Origin of the sequence: Cytobacillus gottheilii (assembly GCF_900166665.1) — a bacterium.
GTDB lineage: Bacteria > Bacillota > Bacilli > Bacillales > Cytobacillaceae > Cytobacillus > Cytobacillus gottheilii_A.
The window spans coordinates 4,224,544-4,244,725 of sequence record NZ_LT800494.1 but is presented as its reverse complement, the minus strand read 5'-3'; the positions used below and the strand labels follow the sequence as shown (position 1 = coordinate 4,244,725).

Here is a 20,182-nt window from a genome sequence, read left to right as displayed (position 1 = left end):
TGCACCGCCAGTACCGCCAAGTTCATTTTATTGGCAGGGAAATCCAATTGACTCTGGGAACGCGATTCTAGGAGGCAATGCTATTTCCGGAGGAGACGCAGCCAACGGTGGAGACGCAGCCAACGGTGGAGATGCAGTCAACGGTGGAGACGCAGCCAATGGAGGAGACGCAGCTAATGGAGGAGACGCGGCCAACGGTGGAGATGCAGTCAACGGTGGAGACGCAGCCAATGGAGGAGACGCGGCCAACGGTGGAGACGCAGCCAACGGAGGAGATCCAGCGAAAGGAAATGCAACGAACGGGAATTCAACAAATGGTGGTGGTAATCCAAACGGCAGCTCAGCCACAGATGAAGTTCCTCCTTGGTATAACGTTATTTTTAAATCTACTGATGGTTCCAAAGGATGGTTTAGCCACACTTTAGGAGCATTAAGTGACTTTAAAACATTTGGATTGGGCTTTCTGAATCGAGATGTGGCGGGGGGGATCTTATCAAGCTATGCTGGGTTTGGCTTTACCACAAGTAAAAAACCTAATATGCACGGTGTTGGCGGGAATAATGGTTATAATAACAAACTGCTTGATTACTTATATCAAAGATATAAAAGCTATACCTATAATGATGGAGCAGCACATTTTGGCCCTTATTCTAGACACATAGGAACAGACAGAGCTAATGCTTTCTTAGATGGTAAGAAGCTAAGACCGTTTAATAAGAGTCTAATAAGCCATGTGGGTGATTCACTCAAGACCTCATTAAAAAATAGCTGGAGTCCTTTTTCAAGTAATATATTAAAACCAAGTATTATATTAAAACCTAAAGAGTGGTTTAAATCAGGTATTATAAACAAAGACTTTTTTGCTAAAAGTAACATGCTAAAGCTCAGTGGACCTATAGGTTATCTCACAACTGCAGCGAATAGCATATACGATTACGGCTGGGGAGCGAAAAAGGATACGGGTATCCTATCAACTAATTTTGCTGCGGATTTAACAACGGATCTGGGTATTGGAGTTATATCAACAGGAGTTGGAAGTGTTGCATCCAGTCTTGCGGCAGGAGCTGTAGCAGGTTCAGTAGTTCCAGGAGTTGGAACAGTTATTGGAGCCGCTGCAGGTTTAGCAGGTGGTTTGGTTACCACGTATTTAATTAACGGAACAGCAACTGGACGAAACTTGAAGAAAAAGGTGTCAAATGGAATTAAAAAAGCTTATGACTGGGTAGGCGGAGGTTTAAAGAAATTAGGTGGTTTATTTGGTTAAAGATTACGAAAGAAACGCAAAATACTTTTTTTCTGAAAATGGTTTCGGGCTGCTAGGCTTTAATGTGCTCATGGGCACACTTTTAAGCCTAGTCCCTAGGCCATCTCTTCTTATATTTTCACTATTTATGCTTGTTACAGCAATTGAAGTTACGATAGCTTGGATTTGGTGGAAAAAAGGGATGGAAATTGTCCGGTTCAACTCTTTAACAGCATTTTTAATGTTTTCAACTTTTGGGGTATTCTTGGTTTTTCCATTATTGCGTATCTCAAATGGAATGTTTTTTTGGGTGGTTCTGGCATTCTATCTTTTCATAGCATTTTATTCCTTATATAAAAGGGAATTGGTATTCCAAGCGTTTCATAAACCAAAAGGTTCTAAATTGTACATTAGTATAATCGTCATTTTATTTATATTTCTTATTGTAGGGGCACTTTCATTTCGATATGGTCAAGAGATGGTCATATTGGCGATGATGAATGATCATCAGGGAGCATTTTTTATTTCCGTTTTTTTATATTTTATTGGATTATTTGTGACTTTTATTTCAACTTCCTTATTGAAAAAACCGTCAGAGATTAAACGAAAATGATTACCTTAATATTCTTATATATATAAATTTGCCATTGTGGAGGTGCATAACTTGTTCAGTTTCTCCGGTTTTCTAAAAACCTTGGGAATGATCTTACTAGCTTTTATCATGATTTCATTTGTCATAGGGTTTGTAGGAGTTAATCATATTGGGCTAATGCTGTCTTTAATGTATATGTTTAGCTACTTATTAGCTGGAGTATTGGCCCCTATTTGGAATGTGAATACTCCGTATTTTGCCAGCTTTATGTTAAGTGTTACGCTGACTGTACTTAATTTACTTGCAGCCAGTTATTTACTGAATATAATGGTTTTAGCTGATCCTGCTGAAATAAATAGCAGTTTTATGTATAACACGTCATTATCTTTACTAGCAACATTCGCAGTCGTGAAGATTATGGAGAAGAGAAGGGGTGAAACCCATGCTTAGAGATGTGGCTGATCTGTACAATCGCAATATCATCAACATATTGCTTATATGTTTGATATTGGTTGTGCCGATTACATTTTTCAATTATGCTGCTATAGCTTATATTATTAATTTAGATACAGTGGAATACGCTAACATTCCAGCTTTGGCATTGTGGGTTTTAAACTTCACTATTTTATTCCCTCCTTTTTTTCTAATTGCAAAGATGGATGCGACTGATCAAGAGGTGAATCTCAAAGCTATTCTATCTTTCTTTATTATGAAATTCGGATTTGTAGCGGCCGTCACCATCGTTTTTTTTGCCATTGGTATGATCGGCTCCGTGTTTCTTTTTATTCCAAGTCTGATAGCGGCTTTAATCATTCTTCTTTTTCCATTGTATGCAGATCAGGAGAATATTAAAGCTGCGATACAAGGGGTTTGGGGGATCATTAAAAGAGAGCATATATTTTTGTTCATCGATGTACTCATTATTGTTTCTTTGAATGTGCTCGTTTGGTCAGGCTCTTTGTATCTGCTCGGAGGCTTTGAGAATAATACACTTGTGTTTATTGTTTTACGCGCTTTAATTAATTCACTCATTTTCCCCGTCGTGTATTTTTATTTGACGTTTAAGTATCGAAAAGACTTTGCGTAAAGAAGGTGATAGGAATGACTGGAAAAGAGCAAACGACAGCTGGCGGGTTTAAGCACGTGCATGTTGCTTTGGTTGTCTTATTTTCAATCCTGACTTTAGGGGTATATTTAGCTTATTGGTTTATAAGCAGAAGGCATGCTATAAGAGAATATGAAGGATCTCAATTTGTCCCATTTAAGTGGTGGGGAATCTTTCTTGTTCTACTATCATTATCATTTTTATATAAGTTTATCGGTCCGATCTTTTTGACTCCTTATGGGGTAGCCTTTTTTGATTCAATTGACCTGATATTTTCCTATTACTTTTTAGGCATACTCTATTATTCTGTCTTTCGTTTAAAAACAATTATAGAAGATGCATATGAGGAAAAATTATTTGCCTCTTGGCTTCTTGTGTTATTTCATGTTTGGTATATCCAGTATAAATTGAATAAGTTAGGGGACGTGGATATAGATGAAAAGGCGTTTGCGCCCCAAATGGCAAAATGAGGATGGGGCAATTAGTTTAGAATTCTTAGGGATTTTGCCGTTTTTCTTTCTATTCTTCTTGCTCCTTTGGCAAGTGGTTGGCACAGGCTATGCAGTCTTTACCGCTAAAACAGCAGCGAACGACGCAGCAAAGACGTATGCAGCCACTAACGATCTTCAAGAGGCTATTCAAACAGCTCGAAATTCAATTGGGTCCAGCAGTGTATTATCATATAAAAATCTAGTCCGTGAAAATTCGAGCACCGGAGATTTCAAGCTTGTTCTGTACACAGAGCACACGTTAAGCTTTGTACCGGATATGTGGAGGCAGCAGGCAACCTTTGAACTGGAAGAAGAAGCATTTGGGAAGGTTTTGTATAAAGAATGAAGTGGCTGAACAATGAAAGAGGAAATGCTGCGATCTTCATGCTGTGGCTGCTCGGGATCGTAGCAATCATATTTGTCCTGACAATTAATATCGTAAAAGTCTATATTGTGAAAGAGCATAGCAGTCTTTCGGCAGAGCAGGCGGCTTTTGCGGGAACGGCAGTACTAATAGAGAATACAGCGGAAGCTATTGAAAACTATGAAAGTAATCCAAGCTATATGTTAATAAGAGAAATGCATGAAAATGCATTAGCTGACGGAAAGCCGATCTCCGCTTTAATTGAAGAGAAAAAGAATGAATATGTAAACAGCGGGTTAGATGAGTCAGCTGCGTATATTGAAGCGGCAAATAATATCCTGACAAAAAGCAGGTTAAATTGGAATGGGTTTTTAAAACACGAGCTAAGAAATCAGTTATCAGAAACAAAAGCTGGGGCAGAGGCCATAATCCGATCTGCAGTCATGGATGTGATCACAGCTAATCATGCCAGACCAGAGGACACGGAGATTTCTTTTTCACTTGATAAATGGCGAGTTGAGGTGAAATCCACGGTTCGATTTGAATCGGTATCTGATAATAAATATATTTCAAGTTTTGTAGAAGATATTCCACAAAGGGGATATGGTCCGAAATTAGCTTATATAGAAAATGTGTACACAGGAGGCATGAACTGGCCAGATCCACCATCTGAAGAGACAGACTAATTCTTTGAGAATTGATCCTTATTTGCAGCAGGTTCAATTCTTTTTTTAATATTCAGTGTCCTTTCATTGAACGAATTGTTATAAAGTTTCCTGTGCAGCTAAGCATCTGGCTTAGATCGATTCGCAAGTTAAACCGTTATTCACAGTGAAACAGTTAGTCATTTTATTTTCCTTTTCTTTTTTGAAAATAGAGGTGTTTATAGTGAACTTAGGAGCATATCGTGAGGATCCGCTAGCTGATAATATCATCTATCTATTGATTTTACCGAGTTTAGCAGTTTTAGGTTTTATGTTTTATCCAGAAGCAGAACCAATTGCTGTGGTTATTGGCAGTGTAATAATCTTTTTGATGATTGCGCTATCTGTTTTTATGAAATTTAAGAAGTGGCATTATTATTTAGGGTTTAGAGGATTGATTACAGTGATTTATCTTGACCTTACTTCTGTGTTTATGGCTTTGACAATCATAAGAGCAGGCGGTGGCATTGTGATTTCAAGCATTCTTCTTGTGATGTTAATGTTGACCATTTTTATTGCACATACATTCCCGAATTTTATCCTAGTAGAAGCAAATGAACCTCGTACGAAAATTGGAAAGGCGATTATTTCCTTCGCTTATTTGGGAAGCGGGACGGCTGCGGCGATTGGATATTGGTCTGTAAATGGGTTCGGAGCAAGTCTTGTATTAACAACCGTTTTTGTTTTGTTTCTCATTGTAATTGCTTTAGCTCACGCGAGTTTTCGTTTGACGTTGAAGCGTTCTGAGTAAGAACAGGGGTTTATAATATAAGAAAATCAGTTTTTTCCATATATTGTTTTGGTGATCAAGTTAATCAGAGAGAGAAATCTTGAGAAAAGTAGGTCGTTTAATGAAAAAACGAACTTTATTAATCATTTCAATTATTTATAACGCAATTATTTGGCTTGGAATTATGCTCCCTCTATATATAGAGGAAAGAGTAAACGGTGAAATATCTAGAGAATCAGCCCTATACATAGCCTTTCCAACCATTCCGTTTATGATAATAGGTGTTATTATGACTGGAGTAGCTATATCTCCTAATAGGAATGGCAATGATTTGGTGAATAAAAAGTCAGTAATTTTTGGACTCGTATTGACGATTGGATTTTTGGGGTATCGAGTGGGAATGTCGTTTATTAATGATTGAATTGAGTCTGTGTATATTGGATATAAAAAAATAATCTTAATTTCCAATATATTATCATATTGGTCTAATGATAGCTGATGCTGATAAAAAGTTTAAATATTGCTTAGGGATGTCAATGATTTGATCAATTAATTCAACTCTTTAAAAAAAGAGACCTGTGTGAAGGCGAGGCTGTTAATGACCAAACGAACGTTGTTAATCATTTCAATTTTATATAATCTTGTAATCTATGGAATCTCCCTCGGTGGTCTTTACCTAGAGGAACAAAAAGAAGGAGAAATGACTGGGGATATGTTCCTTTGGCATGTTGGTCCTGCATTTCCTTTTATGATCATTGGCCTCATTATGGCAGGAGCTGCGGTGTCACCTAATACAGACAGGGAAAGAAGGTGAACAGGAAGTCTGTCATTTTGGGCATTATGCTGGGGTTTGGGTTTGTATCCTATCGGTTAGGAATATCTTTAGCAGGAGAATAGTTGAATGAATAACAGTTATTTATCTTTCAAGCCTAACATTCTGCTAATCATTTAGAAATCATATAAAGCGACGATTAGTCAATTTTACCCAGGAACCTTTCTAATGAAAATTCGTAAACATACATAAGAAATATGCGCAAAGGGAGGAATAACATGATAAAAAAAGTATCCTGGTTATTTATGATCTGTTTATCCGCATGTTTGCTTCTTTTAGCAGGCTGTGCTGATAAAACTGACAGCGCCAATAAGCAAGAGGAAGAGGAGAAAGAGAAGGCTGATCAATATGACCAGTTAGTGCAAGAAAAAAATGAGGGATTAGAGCTCGAGCCTCTTGAGCTAACTTCTTACAGCGAAGAGGTAGGAGTCGAGATTGCCGAGCCAGCATATAAGCATTTTGCAGCAAACGGCGAGGTAACCGTTGAAGGAACAATTGAAAAGCATGCTGAGTTGAAATCTGACTATGTCTGGATAAAGATTTATGCAGATGAAGAAGGACCTGCCGGAGATAAGCATGAGTATTATGCGCCGATTACGGAAGGGGAATTCAAGCAGAACATTCGCTTCTTCAATGGTGAAGGAGAATATCGGGTCGAGGTTCAAGTACCAAGTACAGATCGAGATAACTATTATTATGATACGGCTAAATTTACGGTTGAAAATGTAAACCCAGACATGAACAGAGATATTAGCTATACGCCATTTGGCTTTGCTGCAGGAATAAAAATTGATGGAGGTACAAGTTTTCTGCAGGAAGATGGAGTATATTCATTAACAGGAGAAGCGACGGAATTAACAGACGAAGATACGTTAATGCTTGTGCTGTCAAAAGACAGCGAAACATGGAAGCATGTGATTCCGCTCGATGGAAGTGAGTTTGCATATGAGGTGCCTCTTTTTTATGGAGCAGGTCTACATGAGCTAGAAATCTTAGTGCCTGATGACGAGCGTGAAAATTACTATCAAACGGCGACAACGCTTTTAATAGATAACGAGTCTAATCAGGTAATGGAACCAATAGAATACTCTAAAGCTTATATGGAACGCGGAGTTACTCTCAATTCTCCGCAGTTTGGCGGCGAAGAGGCGGATGGTGTCTATGAAGTAAAAGGAACGATTGACCCTTCTGCTGAATTCGGTTCTGAGACTGATCATATTTATATCACAACCAAAAAAGGGGAGGATGAGGCATTGGATGTAATTCCTGTCGAGGACTTCCAATTTGATGATTCCTTTCATTTACGGTTTGGACCTGGAACATACGAAGTAACGGTGAGTGTTCCTGAGATTAAAGAAGAAAACAGCGATTATTTCAGATACTTTGGATTTGCAAAATTCCATGTGAATTCAACGGCACCAGATGAGCGTGATCTTCTTCCATCAAGAGGTGTTCAGTCTGATGATCCACAAATTATCAGTTTGGCGGAGGAAGTAACAGGCAGCATTGCTGGAGAGCGGGAAAAAGTAAAAGCAGTATATGAATATGTTGCTAAAAATATTGCTTATGATGTTGAAAAGTATGAAACAGATAATTTTAATTGGGATGACAGTGCATTGAAAGTTTTGGACCTTAAAAAAGGTGTTTGCCAGGATTATGCGTACTTAGCGATCGCCATGCTGCGTGCGGTTGATATTGAAGCACGGTTTATTGAAGGGAAAGCTCGCGGGAGCGGCATCTTACCAGGTAATCATGCATGGGTTGAAGCGAAAGTGGACGGAAATTGGCTGACAATGGATCCTACGTGGGGCTCTGGTTATGTGGATGATGGAGTTTTTACTGCCAAGTATAACGAAGACTATTTTGATCCGAATCCAGATGAATTTGCCAAAACACATACTCGCACTGGCGTGGCTTATTAGATATAGTCTATTGCGGACTTCCTTGGAGGAGGTCCGCAATTTTTTTATCAGGAAAAAATGACTGTTCTTAGGTAAATTAGTAGGATTGGAGTAACAGACCAGGGCTGTAGTCGTTAAGGTTGCCCCAAAAGAATAGATTTCTAGACTAATTCCCTGAATCAGTAAAATGAAGAGAGGTCTTGAATTATTCAAGTATTCTCTAATTGATTACCAAACAAATGTGAAGACGAATTAATAGAGCTGATCGCGAAACTCACACCATACTTCTCTCAAGAAGAGCAATAAACAAATCCAAAATTTTCTTCCGTTAATTAAGGCTGTTTCACAAGCAGTTTTTTCCCAGTTCCTGTTATAATAAAATAGAATACTTTCAACTGATTATTCACAACGTTTTGAATTTACAACAGGACTTTGTTCATTTAGGTAGAATTTATTAGATAGCAGAATGATTCGACAATTTTCCTTGCTGCCGGTGAGGGTCTAGGAGGTAATTATGGGGAGAGAACAAATGCATCCATCCATTGAGCGGGTGCTCAAGAATATAGAAAAGGTTATTATCGGAAAGCGTCAGGTGGCTGAGCTTAGTCTAGTTGCACTGCTGGCAGAAGGTCATGTATTGCTTGAGGATGTTCCGGGGGTAGGGAAAACGATGATGGTCAAAACCCTTGCGAAATCGGTTGGCGCACAATTCCGCAGAATACAATTCACACCAGACCTTCTTCCGTCTGATGTGACTGGTGTATCTATTTATAATCCAAAGGAAATGGAGTTTCAATTTCGTCCAGGACCGATTATGGGAAATATAATCTTGGCTGACGAAATTAATCGTACTTCTCCTAAAACGCAATCAGCATTGCTGGAAGGATTGGAGGAAGGCAGTGTTACCATAGATGGTGTTACACATCGCTTAGAAAAGCCGTTCTTTGTTATGGCTACACAAAATCCAATTGAATATGAAGGAACTTACCCGCTTCCAGAGGCACAGCTGGATCGTTTCTTATTGAAAATGAAAATGGGATATCCGGATGCCGCTGAAGAGCTTGAGGTTTTGAATAGTGTGCAAAAGCTTGCTCCTCTTGAAGAATTAGAGCCTGCAATTGATTTGGCTGAGCTTAAGGACTTGCAGATGCAGGTGAAGGAAGTACATGTAGACGAAACAATAAAAAGATATATTGTTGAAATTGCAGAGCGAACCAGAAGTCATGGAAATGTCTATCTTGGAGTAAGTCCCCGTGGTTCGATTGCCTTAATGAAGGCTGCTCAGGCATATGCCTTTTTAAATGGAAGAGACTTTGTGCTGCCGGACGATATTCAATATCTGGCCCCAGCCGTTTTTGAACATCGATTAATCCTTAAATCAGAAGCGAAATTTGAAGGGATTACATCAGGGGATGTCATTGATCGCATTCTTGCAAGGACACCTGTTCCGGTTCAAAGGGCTGTGAAATAAATGAAGCGATTTTTTGACGTATTAAAGGGTGTTTGGAAATTAGTTGTCCTCTTTTTCTTAATCATCCTTACATTTTCATATGCCATGTTTCAAGGCGGGTTTGTCAGCTGGTTTTTATTTTACAGCTTCCTGCCTTTTGCCTTATATGCGCTATTCCTCGTTTTTTATCCGTTTCAGCGAATAGATGCCGTTCGTTCCTTATCCAAACACGAGTTTAATGCAGGCGAACAGCTGAAAGTATCGATTGAACTTGAAAGATATGTTCAGTTCCCGCTCTTTTTTCTTGTGGTTGAAGATTGTATTGATGAGAAGTTAAATCAGCTTGGGATGGCTAATAAATCAAAGACCTTGATGTTTCCAGGTTTTCAAAAAAAGTTATCTTATGAATATTTCATTGAGAACTTGCCAAGGGGCGAGCATATTATCACTGCTATCCGATTAAAAACTGGCGATCCGCTTGGCTTAATTGAAAAAGAAATTGTTGTTCAAACAGAATCAAGATTGGTTGTCTACCCATCTTATGAAGAGTTAATTTATAAACCGTTTGAAAACCATTACGATCAAGGAATGACTGCTTCAAGAGAGCGAGTACAAAGAGATACATCAATGGCAATTGGCATTAGAGAATATCAGCCTGGTGACCGCTTTTCCTGGATAAATTGGAAAGCGACAGCAAAGCGTAATGATATTATGACAAAAGAATTTGAACAGCGTCAATCACATGATGTGTATATTATGATGGATTGCACGCCGCATCGCTCGTTTGAAGCAATTGTATCGTTTTCGGCCTCTATTATGAGAGCGATCTTGCGTAAAGGTGCTCAAGTCGGCTTTTTAACTTCTTCAGCTGAAAGAGCTGCGTTTCCAATTCGCGGAGGGGAAACACAGCAGCAGCAAATTTTATATCACCTTGCGAAAGTAAGGGACGAGAGTTCTGTAACATTTGACCGTGTATTGGAAACAGAGAAATTTCTCGCTCAGCAAAATTACAATCTAATGCTCGTGACAGGACAGCTCACAAAAGAATTAATTGAAAAAGCCGGCTATTTCTCTTCCCGGAAAGGAATCGTGACGATTTTCTTAATAAAAGGAAAAAATGATTCTCCGACAGGAACGGAGCTTTCCTTAAAGTCTGAAGGCTCAGCAAGAGGAATTCGGGTTGTTATGATACATGACGGCAGCTTCTCTGAGGCTTTTTCGGAGGTGAGAAAAGCGTGAGAGTACGTGATGTGAAAAGAGATTTAACGACATTGATCTTATATGCTATTGGCTTTTTTCTGTTGTGGGAATGGCTAAGACCAGTAGAGCAGCTGACGGATACGTCTAATATATGGCTTTTTATCACTTTTGTGGTGCTCGCACTATTATTAGCCTTTTTGGGTACGCCGATTGTGTTAAGTGGTCTTATTAAGACTGTTTTTATTTTGTATGCCCTCCACTTTTTATACGGAGAAGGTTCATTCTTGTTCCTGACGTGGGCAGGTCCGTTTGCAGAAGATATCTTTAATAATTTTGGCTCCATCATTAATCGGGATTGGTCAAGCTTATCGAATCACTTTCGCAGTCTGTTATTTTTTGTTCTTTTATGGCTGATGACGTATCTGGTTCACTATTGGCTAATGAACAGAAGGCAAATCTTCATTTTTTTCTTTATGACGATGATTTATATAACGGTATTAGACACGTTTACACCGTATGAAGCAGATATGGCGATTGTTCGAACAATCATTTTGGGCTTTGCTGCCATGGGAATGCTAACCTATTATCGTTATCTGGAAAAGGAAGGGGTAAAGGCCTCACTTCATTTTTCCCGTAAATGGATGTTGCCGCTTGCTGTTATGATTGCTTTAAGTGTGGGGGTAGGCCTTGCTGCTCCAAAGGCTGAGCCGATCTGGCCAGATCCTGTTCCATTTATTCAATCGTATAGTGAGGATAGCGGTGGTCCCGGTACTGGTATAAAGAAGATTGGATACGGAGAGAACGACTCTCAGCTTGGCGGGCCGTTTATTGGCGATGACACCCTCGTTATGAGAACAGAAACACAATCACGCCACTATTGGAAAATTGAATCAAAAGATATATATACCGGAAAAGGCTGGGTAAGATCAGAGGAAGATGAAGGCGAGATCTTCTTTACGGCAGATGAAACTGTGCCGATCCCGGAGCTTACAGAAGATGTTACATCTGAAAAAACAGAAAGAACAAGTTCTGTATTAAATGTTATGAATTATGATCATATCGCCTATCCGCTTGGCGTTCAAAGTATATCAACGGAACCAGAGCTTTCGTACACACTAGATTCAGAAATTGAAAAAATCAGAACCCAAAATCAAGTGGGCAGAAGTACGCCAGCAGCAGAATATGAAGTCACATATCAATCTTCTCAATATAGTGTGACAACACTTCAAGCAGCAAATAGGGAAACGGTTCTTCCTGATGAGTTGATGGAAAGATATACTCAGTTGCCGGAAAGTCTGCCGCAGCGCGTCCGAGACCTGGCTCTTGAGATTACACAGGATGAAGACAACTGGTTTGATATGGCCCGGGAACTAGAGTCCTATTTTAATAGCTCCGGTTTTACGTATGATCAGCAAAATGTTGCCATTCCAGATGAAGATGAAGATTATGTAGATCAATTCTTATTTGATACGAAAATTGGCTATTGTGACAACTTCTCAACCGCTATGGTTGTGCTTGCAAGGTCGCTTGATATGCCTGCCCGCTGGGTAAAGGGCTTTACTGAAGGAGACTATATTGAGAGCTCAGGCAGCGGTGTAAGTGTGTATGAAGTGACAAATAATAATGCTCATTCCTGGGTGGAGATTTTCTTCCCAGAGGTTGGCTGGGTACCATTTGAGCCAACTCAAGGTTTCACCAATAATGTTCAGTACAATTTCGATGCCGATACAGATACACCTTTGCCGCAGACAGAAACACCAGACCAGCCGGAAACACCAGAGCTTGAAGAGGATGTAACTGAAACAGCATCAGGTTCAGAAGAGTCATCCGTGACAGCTATCTGGAATTCGTTTAAAGGCTTTGTAGATCGACATACTTTATGGATTATTCTTGGAGCTTTGCTCATAGCTGCAGCGGTAGTGCTCCTCTATCTGAAAAGAGGCCGCTGGCTTCCTCGTTATTATGTGTGGAAAATGAAAAACAGCAGCAGCAATCAAGATTTTACAAAGGCTTATTTTATCCTTCTGAAAGAGTTGGAGCGTTACGGGTTAAAACGTAAAGACGGACAGACTTTGAGGGACTACGCTGCATATATAGATCATTTCTTTTCTTCAAAAGAAATGGGCGAGCTTACGTCTAAATATGAGCTTTTATTATACAGAGGGAAGCTTGATGAAGATAGCTTTATAGAAACGAAGCAATTGTGGGAAAATTTAATTAAAAAGACAATAGCTTGACCATAAAAATAACCTGTTGTTAAAATAGGTTGAAGTGAAAAATGATTTAATAACAATTGGTTCATATAACTTAATACAGCACCCTTCATATATCCTCGATAATATGGTTCGAAAGTCTCTACCGGATCGCCGTAAATGATCTGACTATGAAGGCAGTATTCTATTTAGCCTATAAAGCCGGAATTCTGCCTTCAGTTTCTTTGAAGAGCAGGATTGCGGTTTTTCTTTTTATCTTGGAATGAAAGATGCTGTATGTTGATCCAATGAACAGCCATATAGGTGTTAACACTATTTGAAGAGGTGAACAGCGTGACGGGAAAAACAGAATTGCAAAACCAAGAAATGATTATAGTGCTGGATTTCGGTAGTCAATACAACCAGCTTATCACACGCCGAATTAGAGAATTGGGTGTATATAGCGAACTGCATCCTCACACAATTACAGCTGAGGAAATCCAAAAAATTAATCCAAAGGGCATCATCTTTTCCGGCGGTCCGAACAGTGTGTATGGCGAAGGTTCATTCCGCTGTGATGAACGCATTTTTGATCTTGGTTTACCAATCTTTGGTATTTGCTATGGCATGCAGCTGATGACTATGCACTTTGGCGGTAAAGTTGAACAGGCAAAGCATCGTGAGTATGGCAAAGCTGTCTTAAATGTACAAAATGAATCAAAGCTATTTGCTGATCTGCCAAGTGAACAAGTAGTTTGGATGAGCCATGGAGATCTTGTTGTAGAAGCTCCAGCAGGCTTTACTGTTGATGGCACAAATCCTTCTTGTCCAATTGCAGCAATGAGCAATGAAGAAAATGGGTTATATGCTGTACAATTCCACCCAGAGGTTCGCCATTCTGTTCATGGAAATGACATGCTGAAGAACTTTGTCTTTAATGTTTGCGATTGTACTGGCAATTGGTCCATGGAGAATTTCATTGAAATTGAGATGGAGAAAATTCGTCAAGCTGTTGGCGATAAAAAAGTGCTCTGCGCACTAAGCGGCGGAGTAGATTCATCCGTTGTTGCCGTTCTTATTCATAAGGCAATTGGTGATCAGCTGACATGTATCTTTGTTGACCATGGTCTTCTTCGCAAAGGAGAAGCGGATAGTGTAATGAAGACTTTTGCAGATGGCTTCAATATGAATGTTATTAAGGTTGATGCGAAAGAAAGATTCTTAAACAAACTTAAAGGTGTCAGCGATCCAGAGCAAAAACGTAAAATCATCGGCAACGAATTCATTTACGTATTTGATGATGAAGCGGTGAAGCTTGAGGGAATTGACTTCTTAGCTCAAGGTACGTTATATACAGATATTATTGAAAGTGGCACAGCTACTGCGCAAACAATTAAGTCTCACCACAATGTGGGCGGTCTGCCAGAAGACATGCAGTTCAAATTGATTGAACCTTTAAACACGCTGTTTAAAGATGAAGTGCGTGCACTAGGAACTGAGCTTGGCATTTCAGATGAAGTGGTTTGGAGACAGCCATTCCCAGGACCTGGTCTAGGAATCCGCGTGCTTGGGGAAATTTCAGAAGAAAAGCTTGAAATCGTAAGAGAATCTGATGCGATTTTAAGAGAGGAAATTAAGAAAGCTGGACTTGATCGTGATATTTGGCAATACTTCACTGTGCTTCCGGACATTCGCAGCGTTGGAGTAATGGGAGATGCGCGTACGTATGATTATACGATTGGAATTCGTGCTGTTACATCTATTGATGGCATGACGTCTGACTGGGCTCGTATTCCATGGGATGTACTAGAACTGATCTCGACAAGAATTGTGAACGAGGTTTCTCATATTAATCGTGTTGTTTATGATATTACTAGTAAGCCACCGGCAACGATTGAGTGGGAATAACTGCAAAATACGAACGTTTAAAAAAACGAACATGAAAATGTTCGTTTTTTTATTGACTCAAAAGTCCTATACTGCTAAAATAAAAAAGAATTAAATATTTGTCGTAATACGTCGTATAATTTTGGGGATATGGCCCAAGAGTTTCTACCAAGCTGCCGTAAATAGCTGGACTACGAGGTAAGTGTTATGCACAGTTTCGGGTATGATCAGCTATTATTCTATATTTTTTAGCCCGCAACTTTCGTAATCTCACCTTAAAGTCTTAGCTCCGGTTGCTTGCCGGAGCTTTTTTGTTATTAAAAAAGAGATTCATAGGAGGAGAAACAATGAAGAAGTATTTCCAGTTCGAAGAGCTTGGAACAAACTATCGCCGTGAGATTCTTGGCGGTCTGACTACGTTCTTATCAATGGCCTATATTTTAGCAGTAAATCCATTTACATTATCACTTGGGGATGTGCCAGATCTGCCTGAGTCGATGAGAATGGACCAAGGAGCTGTCTTTGTAGCAACTGCGCTCGCTGCAGCAATCGGATCAATAATAATGGGGCTTCTTGCCAGATACCCAGTTGCGCTTGCGCCAGGTATGGGCTTAAATGCATTTTTTGCTTATACAGTTGTTCTGACAATGGGGATTCCTTGGGAGCATGCATTGGCTGGAGTAATGATCTCTGGTCTAATATTTATTGTTTTATCTCTATCAGGCATTCGGGAAAAAATTATTAACGCGATACCTGCTGAACTTAAATACGCCGTTTCTGCTGGTATTGGTTTGTTTATTACCTTTGTGGGTGCGCAAAATGCAAACATTATCGTAAATGATGATGCTGTTTTATTAGGCTTTGGTGACTTAAGTGATGGCAATGTCCTTCTTGCTATTTTCGGTATTGTGATTACGGTTATTTTAATGACAAGAGGAGTTAAAGGCGGAATCTTTATCGGAATGGTGATCACTGCGGTCGCTGGGATGATTTTTGGATTGGTTGGCAGACCTGATGCGATTGTTGGCAGTATTCCTGACGTTAGCCCAACATTCGGAGCTGCTTTTGGTGCTTTTGGGGAAAGTTCATTCTTTTCAACACAAATGCTGGTTGTGATCTTGACGTTCTTGTTTGTTGACTTTTTTGACACAGCAGGTACATTAGTTGGGGTTGCCAACCAAGCGGGATTAATGAAGGATAACAAACTTCCTCGTGCAGGAAAAGCGCTTTTAGCTGATTCAACAGCTACGGTTGCTGGAGCAGTACTTGGAACATCAACGACTACTTCATATATTGAATCAACTGCTGGTGTTGCAGCTGGAGCAAGAACTGGTTTAGCTGCTGTCGTTACAGGTGTGTTATTCCTAATTGCTTTGTTCTTCTCGCCACTTCTATCGGTGGTTACTTCAGCCGTAACGGCGCCTGCTTTAATTATTGTTGGGGTTCTTATGGTAGCTTCGTTAGGAAAGATTGATTGGACAAAATTTGAAATTGCCGTTCCTGCGTTTTTAACGATTTTAGCGATGCCTTTAACATATAGTATCGCAACGGGGATTGCAATTGGATTTATCTTCTATCCGATTACGATGATTGTAAAAGGCAAGATTAAAGAAATCCATCCAATCATGTACTTCTTATTTGTTGTATTTGTTCTATATTTTATTTTCTTAAAATAATAATGGCTGGAGACCTGTCGTGAAATGGCGGGTCTCTTTTTAATTGATTGACTTTTAAATTACAATTGACTTCATATTCATGCTCTTATAACATAAAGTACATCATGCTAGACGGAGAGAGCGTATGAATAATTATCGAATAAAAAAAGCTTTAAATAATAATGTCATTATCGGTACACATGATGAATTTGGCGAAGTTGTCATTATTGGCAAGGGTGTAGGATTTAACCGAAAAAAAGATGATCTCATTTCAGAAGAAGCGATAGAGAAACTATTTGTCTTGAAAAATGAAAAAGAAAAAGAGAACTATATCAAGCTATTGCCCTTTGTTGAAGATGAACTTCATCAAGCTATTATTTCTTCCATTGATTATATTAAGAAACGCACCAAGAACTCATTAAATGAACATATCCATGTCGCGCTGACAGATCACCTTATGTTTGCTGTATCTAGGCTTGCGAATGGAATGGAAATGAAAAACCCTTTTCTTATTGAAACAAAAACGCTTTATCCCTTTGAGTACGACATAGCAAAGGAAGTTGTGGGGATTATTGAACGGAAAACGGATGTTCACCTGCCAGAGGGTGAGGTAGGATTTGTAGCTCTTCATATTCATAGTGCCGTGCTTAATAAGGATCTGTCGGAGGTTAATCAGCATTCACAGCTTGTCAGTCATATTGTAAATATGATTGAAGACCAGCTCGATATTAAAATAGATAAAGACAGTATTGATTATATGCGTCTTGTCCGCCATATTAGATTTACAATTGAAAGGGTTAACACTGGAGAGAAAGTGGAGGAGCCAATAAAGATATCTTCCCTCTTGAAAGAAGAATATCCTATGTGTTACAATCTTTCGTGGAAGCTCATTAAGATAATGCAGCAACAGCTGAAAAAGCCTGTCTTTAGTGCAGAAGCCGTATATCTGACAATGCATTTACAAAGACTGCAAAATAAAATTAAATGATTAATGAAATTATGCGTTCTACACGTGTTACTGATTCGATCAGGCATGAGTGAAGAAGGATGATTGATTTGGGTTTTTTAGGGTATCCTACCCTATAGAATCCAATTATAATCCCTTTTTCCTCATGCCTTTTTTGTTGTTATCGGTATTTTAATTCTTATTGAAAACGCTTAATGAGCTAAAAAATATGGTTTGGAGGGTTTACACATGTTTAAAAAGATTTTCGGTGTCCTGCAAAAAGTTGGGAAGGCGTTAATGCTTCCTGTGGCGCTCTTGCCGGCAGCTGGTATTTTACTAGCACTAGGTTCAGCTTTAAATAACCCGACGTTATTAGAACTGGCACCCTTTCTAGATAATAGTACAGTTGAATTAATTGCATCCGTGATGCAAAAAGCCGGAGATATTGTTTTTGCTAACTTGCCGGTGTTGTTTGCAGTTGGTGTTGCTGTGGGGCTTGCTGGCGGAGAAGGTGTAGCGGGATTAGCAGCCATTATCGGGTACTTAATTATGAACGTGACAATGGGAACAGCAGCAGGGATTACTGCTGAAGATGTAAATGGATTGAATTATGCAAATGTATTGGGTATCCCAACACTGCAAACAGGTGTGTTTGGCGGTATTATTGTTGGGATCATTGCAGCTACTCTTTATAATAAATTCTTTGAAATTGAACTTCCTTCCTATTTAGGATTTTTCGCTGGTAAACGATTCGTTCCAATTGTAACTGCAGGAGCATCTGTCATACTTGGGGTTGCGATGCTATTTATCTGGCCTCCAATTCAAGACGCGTTAAATGCGTTTTCACAAAACATGGTACATGCTAACTTAACGATTTCATCTTTCATATTCGGTTTAATCGAACGTTCTCTTATACCTTTTGGTTTGCACCATATTTTCTATTCTCCATTCTGGTATGAATTTGGTGAATACTTAACAAATGCCGGTGAAGTAGTCCGGGGAGATCAGCGTATCTTCATGGCTCAGATCACTGATAATGTACAAAACTTAACAGCTGGAACGTTTATGACTGGTAAATTCCCATTCATGATGTTTGGTCTTCCAGCAGCAGCTTTAGCGATTTATCACGAGGCACGTCCGGAGAAAAAAGTACTTGTTGGGGGCTTAATGGCTTCTGCAGCGCTTACTTCCTTCTTAACGGGTATCACAGAACCACTTGAGTTCTCATTCCTATTTGTAGCACCAGTTCTATTTGCAATCCATGCAGTCTTTGCTGGACTTTCTTTTATGACCATGCATTTATTGGATGTAAAAATCGGTATGACATTCTCAGGCGGTCTTATTGACTATATCCTGTTCGGTCTAATTAATCCGCAAACAAATGCGTGGATTGTGATCCCGGTTGGATTAGTGTTTGCTGTTATTTACTATTTCGGATTCAGATTTGCTATTCGCAAGTTTAATCTGAAAACACCTGGCCGAGAATTGGTTGAGGATGAAGAGGAAGAAGCAGCTGGTTCAGGAAAAGGCGGAGATCTTCCTTATGATGTTTTAGAAGCAATGGGCGGGAAAGAAAATATCTCGCATTTAGATGCTTGTATCACTCGTCTCCGTGTATCGGTAAATGACATCGGATCCGTTGATAAAAACCGTCTAAAAAAACTTGGTGCTTCAGGTGTGCTGGAAGTTGGAAATAATATTCAAGCTATCTTTGGCCCACGTTCTGAAACAATAAAAGGTCAAATGAAAGATATTATGAACGGTAAAAGACCGCGTGTGGTTGAAAAGGCACCTGAAGGCGGAGTAGAGCAGCAAATCGAAGAAGTGAACCCAAAAGCATTGCAAACAGAACATAAGGAAGACTCTTTTGTATCGCCGATTAAAGGTGAAATCAAACCAATAACAGAAGTTCCGGATGCTGTATTCTCTGGGAAAATGATGGGTGATGGATTTGCAATTATTCCTTCCAATGGGAAAATAGTTTCACCTGTTGATGGGAAGATCGTTAATTTATTCCCAACCAAACATGCCATTGGCATACTGTCTGACAGTGGAAGAGAAATTCTTATCCATGTTGGTATCGACACTGTTAAGTTAAAAGGGCAGGGTTTTGAAACTTTCGTTAAAGAAGGGGACATGATCAAAGCAGGGCAGCAGCTTCTGCAAGTCGATCTTGACTATGTAAAACAAAACGCTCCTTCAATCATGACTCCGATTGTATTTACCAATCTGCAATCAGGAGAAAACGTGGTTATCAATAAACCCGGCAATGTTGATCTAAATGATAAAGATATTATTAAGATTGAAAAATAATATATAATAGAAGAAAGTGGTCAGTTTCCCTTGTGGGAGCTGGCCGTTTGGTTTTTAAAACATATAGTAGTGAGTAGAAGGTAAATGATTACAAATGGTGTAGTTCCTCAAAAATACTGGTGCGTTTCCCTCATATGCAGTACCTTTCGCGGTAATTCTTACTCAATGAACTATGATGTAAAAAGCGAAATACTTAGGGACATAGTGATTAAAGTAGTATAGAATCTGTATGAGGAAGAGGTTTAAAAATCATTCATAAGGGTATATAGATTATTAACCTCTTTTGTAATAGTTTTTACAGCATGAGTGTAATTAGAATAAGCTAATTATAAGTACTTTTATTGAAGCTATATACTTTATTGAAATATTTTTTTAAAAAAGTATTGGATTTCTATTGACCTATTTGGGTGTGTGATGTTATTATATTTTAGCAGTCGTTAATCAAGAGTCATAAACAGCTAAGAAAAAAGCTGAGAAAAAAGTTGTTGACTTACACGATGATAGCTGTTATGATAAGAAAGTCGCTAACGAAGCGGCGAAAAATTGCTCTTTGAAAACTGAACGAACAATAAAACGT

General features: G+C 39.2%; 18 protein-coding genes and 2 riboswitches. All 18 genes read left to right on the top strand.

Annotated elements, in window-relative coordinates:
- A partial coding sequence (locus tag B7E07_RS23845; RefSeq protein WP_080848720.1) for an ICP22 family protein occupies positions 1-1,264 on the top strand: 1,264 nt, incomplete at its 5' end.
- 127 nt (positions 1,265-1,391) lie between these two features.
- Positions 1,392-1,856 (top strand): hypothetical protein, encoded by a 465-nt coding sequence (locus tag B7E07_RS20825; protein ID WP_218970445.1) that lies wholly within the window; start codon positions 1,392-1,394, stop codon positions 1,854-1,856.
- Positions 1,857-1,943: 87 nt separating this feature from the next.
- A complete protein-coding gene (locus B7E07_RS20820; protein WP_218970444.1) occupies positions 1,944-2,285 on the top strand; it encodes a hypothetical protein in 342 nt (113 codons plus the stop codon).
- Positions 2,278-2,922 carry a hypothetical protein gene (locus tag B7E07_RS20815; RefSeq protein WP_080848717.1) on the top strand — a complete coding sequence of 215 codons (645 nt, stop codon included), beginning with the start codon at positions 2,278-2,280 and terminating at the stop codon, positions 2,920-2,922. The genes B7E07_RS20820 and B7E07_RS20815 overlap by 8 nt, the downstream gene beginning before the upstream one ends.
- Before the next feature lie 14 nt (positions 2,923-2,936).
- Positions 2,937-3,410, top strand: coding sequence for a DUF4234 domain-containing protein (locus B7E07_RS20810; protein WP_080848716.1), 474 nt, complete (start codon positions 2,937-2,939; stop codon positions 3,408-3,410).
- A complete protein-coding gene (locus B7E07_RS20805) occupies positions 3,376-3,777 on the top strand; it encodes a hypothetical protein (protein ID WP_080848715.1) in 402 nt (133 codons plus the stop codon). Before B7E07_RS20810 ends, B7E07_RS20805 begins: the two co-directional genes overlap by 35 nt.
- A complete protein-coding gene (locus B7E07_RS20800) occupies positions 3,774-4,481 on the top strand; it encodes a hypothetical protein (protein ID WP_080848714.1) in 708 nt (235 codons plus the stop codon). The genes B7E07_RS20805 and B7E07_RS20800 overlap by 4 nt, the downstream gene beginning before the upstream one ends.
- Positions 4,482-4,683: 202 nt before the next feature.
- Positions 4,684-5,250 carry a hypothetical protein gene (locus tag B7E07_RS20795; protein ID WP_080848713.1) on the top strand — a complete coding sequence of 189 codons (567 nt, stop codon included), beginning with the start codon at positions 4,684-4,686 and terminating at the stop codon, positions 5,248-5,250.
- Positions 5,251-5,350: 100 nt separating this feature from the next.
- Complete coding sequence (locus B7E07_RS20790) at positions 5,351-5,650, top strand: hypothetical protein (RefSeq protein WP_080848712.1); 300 nt, start codon at positions 5,351-5,353, stop codon at positions 5,648-5,650.
- A 177-nt stretch (positions 5,651-5,827) separates the two neighbouring features.
- Positions 5,828-6,043 carry a hypothetical protein gene (locus B7E07_RS20785; RefSeq protein WP_080848711.1) on the top strand — a complete coding sequence of 72 codons (216 nt, stop codon included), beginning with the start codon at positions 5,828-5,830 and terminating at the stop codon, positions 6,041-6,043.
- Positions 6,044-6,279: 236 nt separating this feature from the next.
- Positions 6,280-7,983, top strand: a complete 1,704-nt coding sequence (locus tag B7E07_RS20780) for a transglutaminase domain-containing protein (RefSeq protein ID WP_080848710.1) — start codon at positions 6,280-6,282, stop codon at positions 7,981-7,983.
- Between the two features lie 493 nt (positions 7,984-8,476).
- Positions 8,477-9,433, top strand: coding sequence for an AAA family ATPase (locus B7E07_RS20775; protein ID WP_080848709.1), 957 nt, complete (start codon positions 8,477-8,479; stop codon positions 9,431-9,433).
- Positions 9,434-10,651: a DUF58 domain-containing protein gene (locus tag B7E07_RS20770; RefSeq protein ID WP_080848708.1), complete on the top strand. Its 1,218-nt coding sequence runs from the start codon at positions 9,434-9,436 to the stop codon at positions 10,649-10,651.
- A complete protein-coding gene (locus B7E07_RS20765) occupies positions 10,648-12,849 on the top strand; it encodes a transglutaminase TgpA family protein (protein ID WP_080848707.1) in 2,202 nt (733 codons plus the stop codon). Before B7E07_RS20770 ends, B7E07_RS20765 begins: the two co-directional genes overlap by 4 nt.
- Before the next feature lie 65 nt (positions 12,850-12,914).
- A riboswitch (purine riboswitch) is annotated at positions 12,915-13,016 on the top strand.
- Between the two features lie 175 nt (positions 13,017-13,191).
- On the top strand, positions 13,192-14,712 hold the full coding sequence (guaA, locus tag B7E07_RS20760; protein WP_176215315.1) for a glutamine-hydrolyzing GMP synthase: 1,521 nt from the start codon (positions 13,192-13,194) through the stop codon (positions 14,710-14,712).
- Positions 14,713-14,803: 91 nt separating this feature from the next.
- Positions 14,804-14,905: riboswitch (purine riboswitch) on the top strand.
- A 133-nt stretch (positions 14,906-15,038) separates the two neighbouring features.
- On the top strand, positions 15,039-16,367 hold the full coding sequence (locus B7E07_RS20755) for an NCS2 family permease (RefSeq protein WP_080848705.1): 1,329 nt from the start codon (positions 15,039-15,041) through the stop codon (positions 16,365-16,367).
- Positions 16,368-16,491: 124 nt separating this feature from the next.
- On the top strand, positions 16,492-17,334 hold the full coding sequence (gene glcT, locus B7E07_RS20750) for a glucose PTS transporter transcription antiterminator GlcT (protein ID WP_080848704.1): 843 nt from the start codon (positions 16,492-16,494) through the stop codon (positions 17,332-17,334).
- 207 nt (positions 17,335-17,541) lie between these two features.
- Positions 17,542-19,605, top strand: coding sequence for a glucose-specific PTS transporter subunit IIBC (gene ptsG / locus B7E07_RS20745; protein ID WP_080848703.1), 2,064 nt, complete (start codon positions 17,542-17,544; stop codon positions 19,603-19,605).
- Positions 19,606-20,182: the final 577 nt, after the last annotated feature.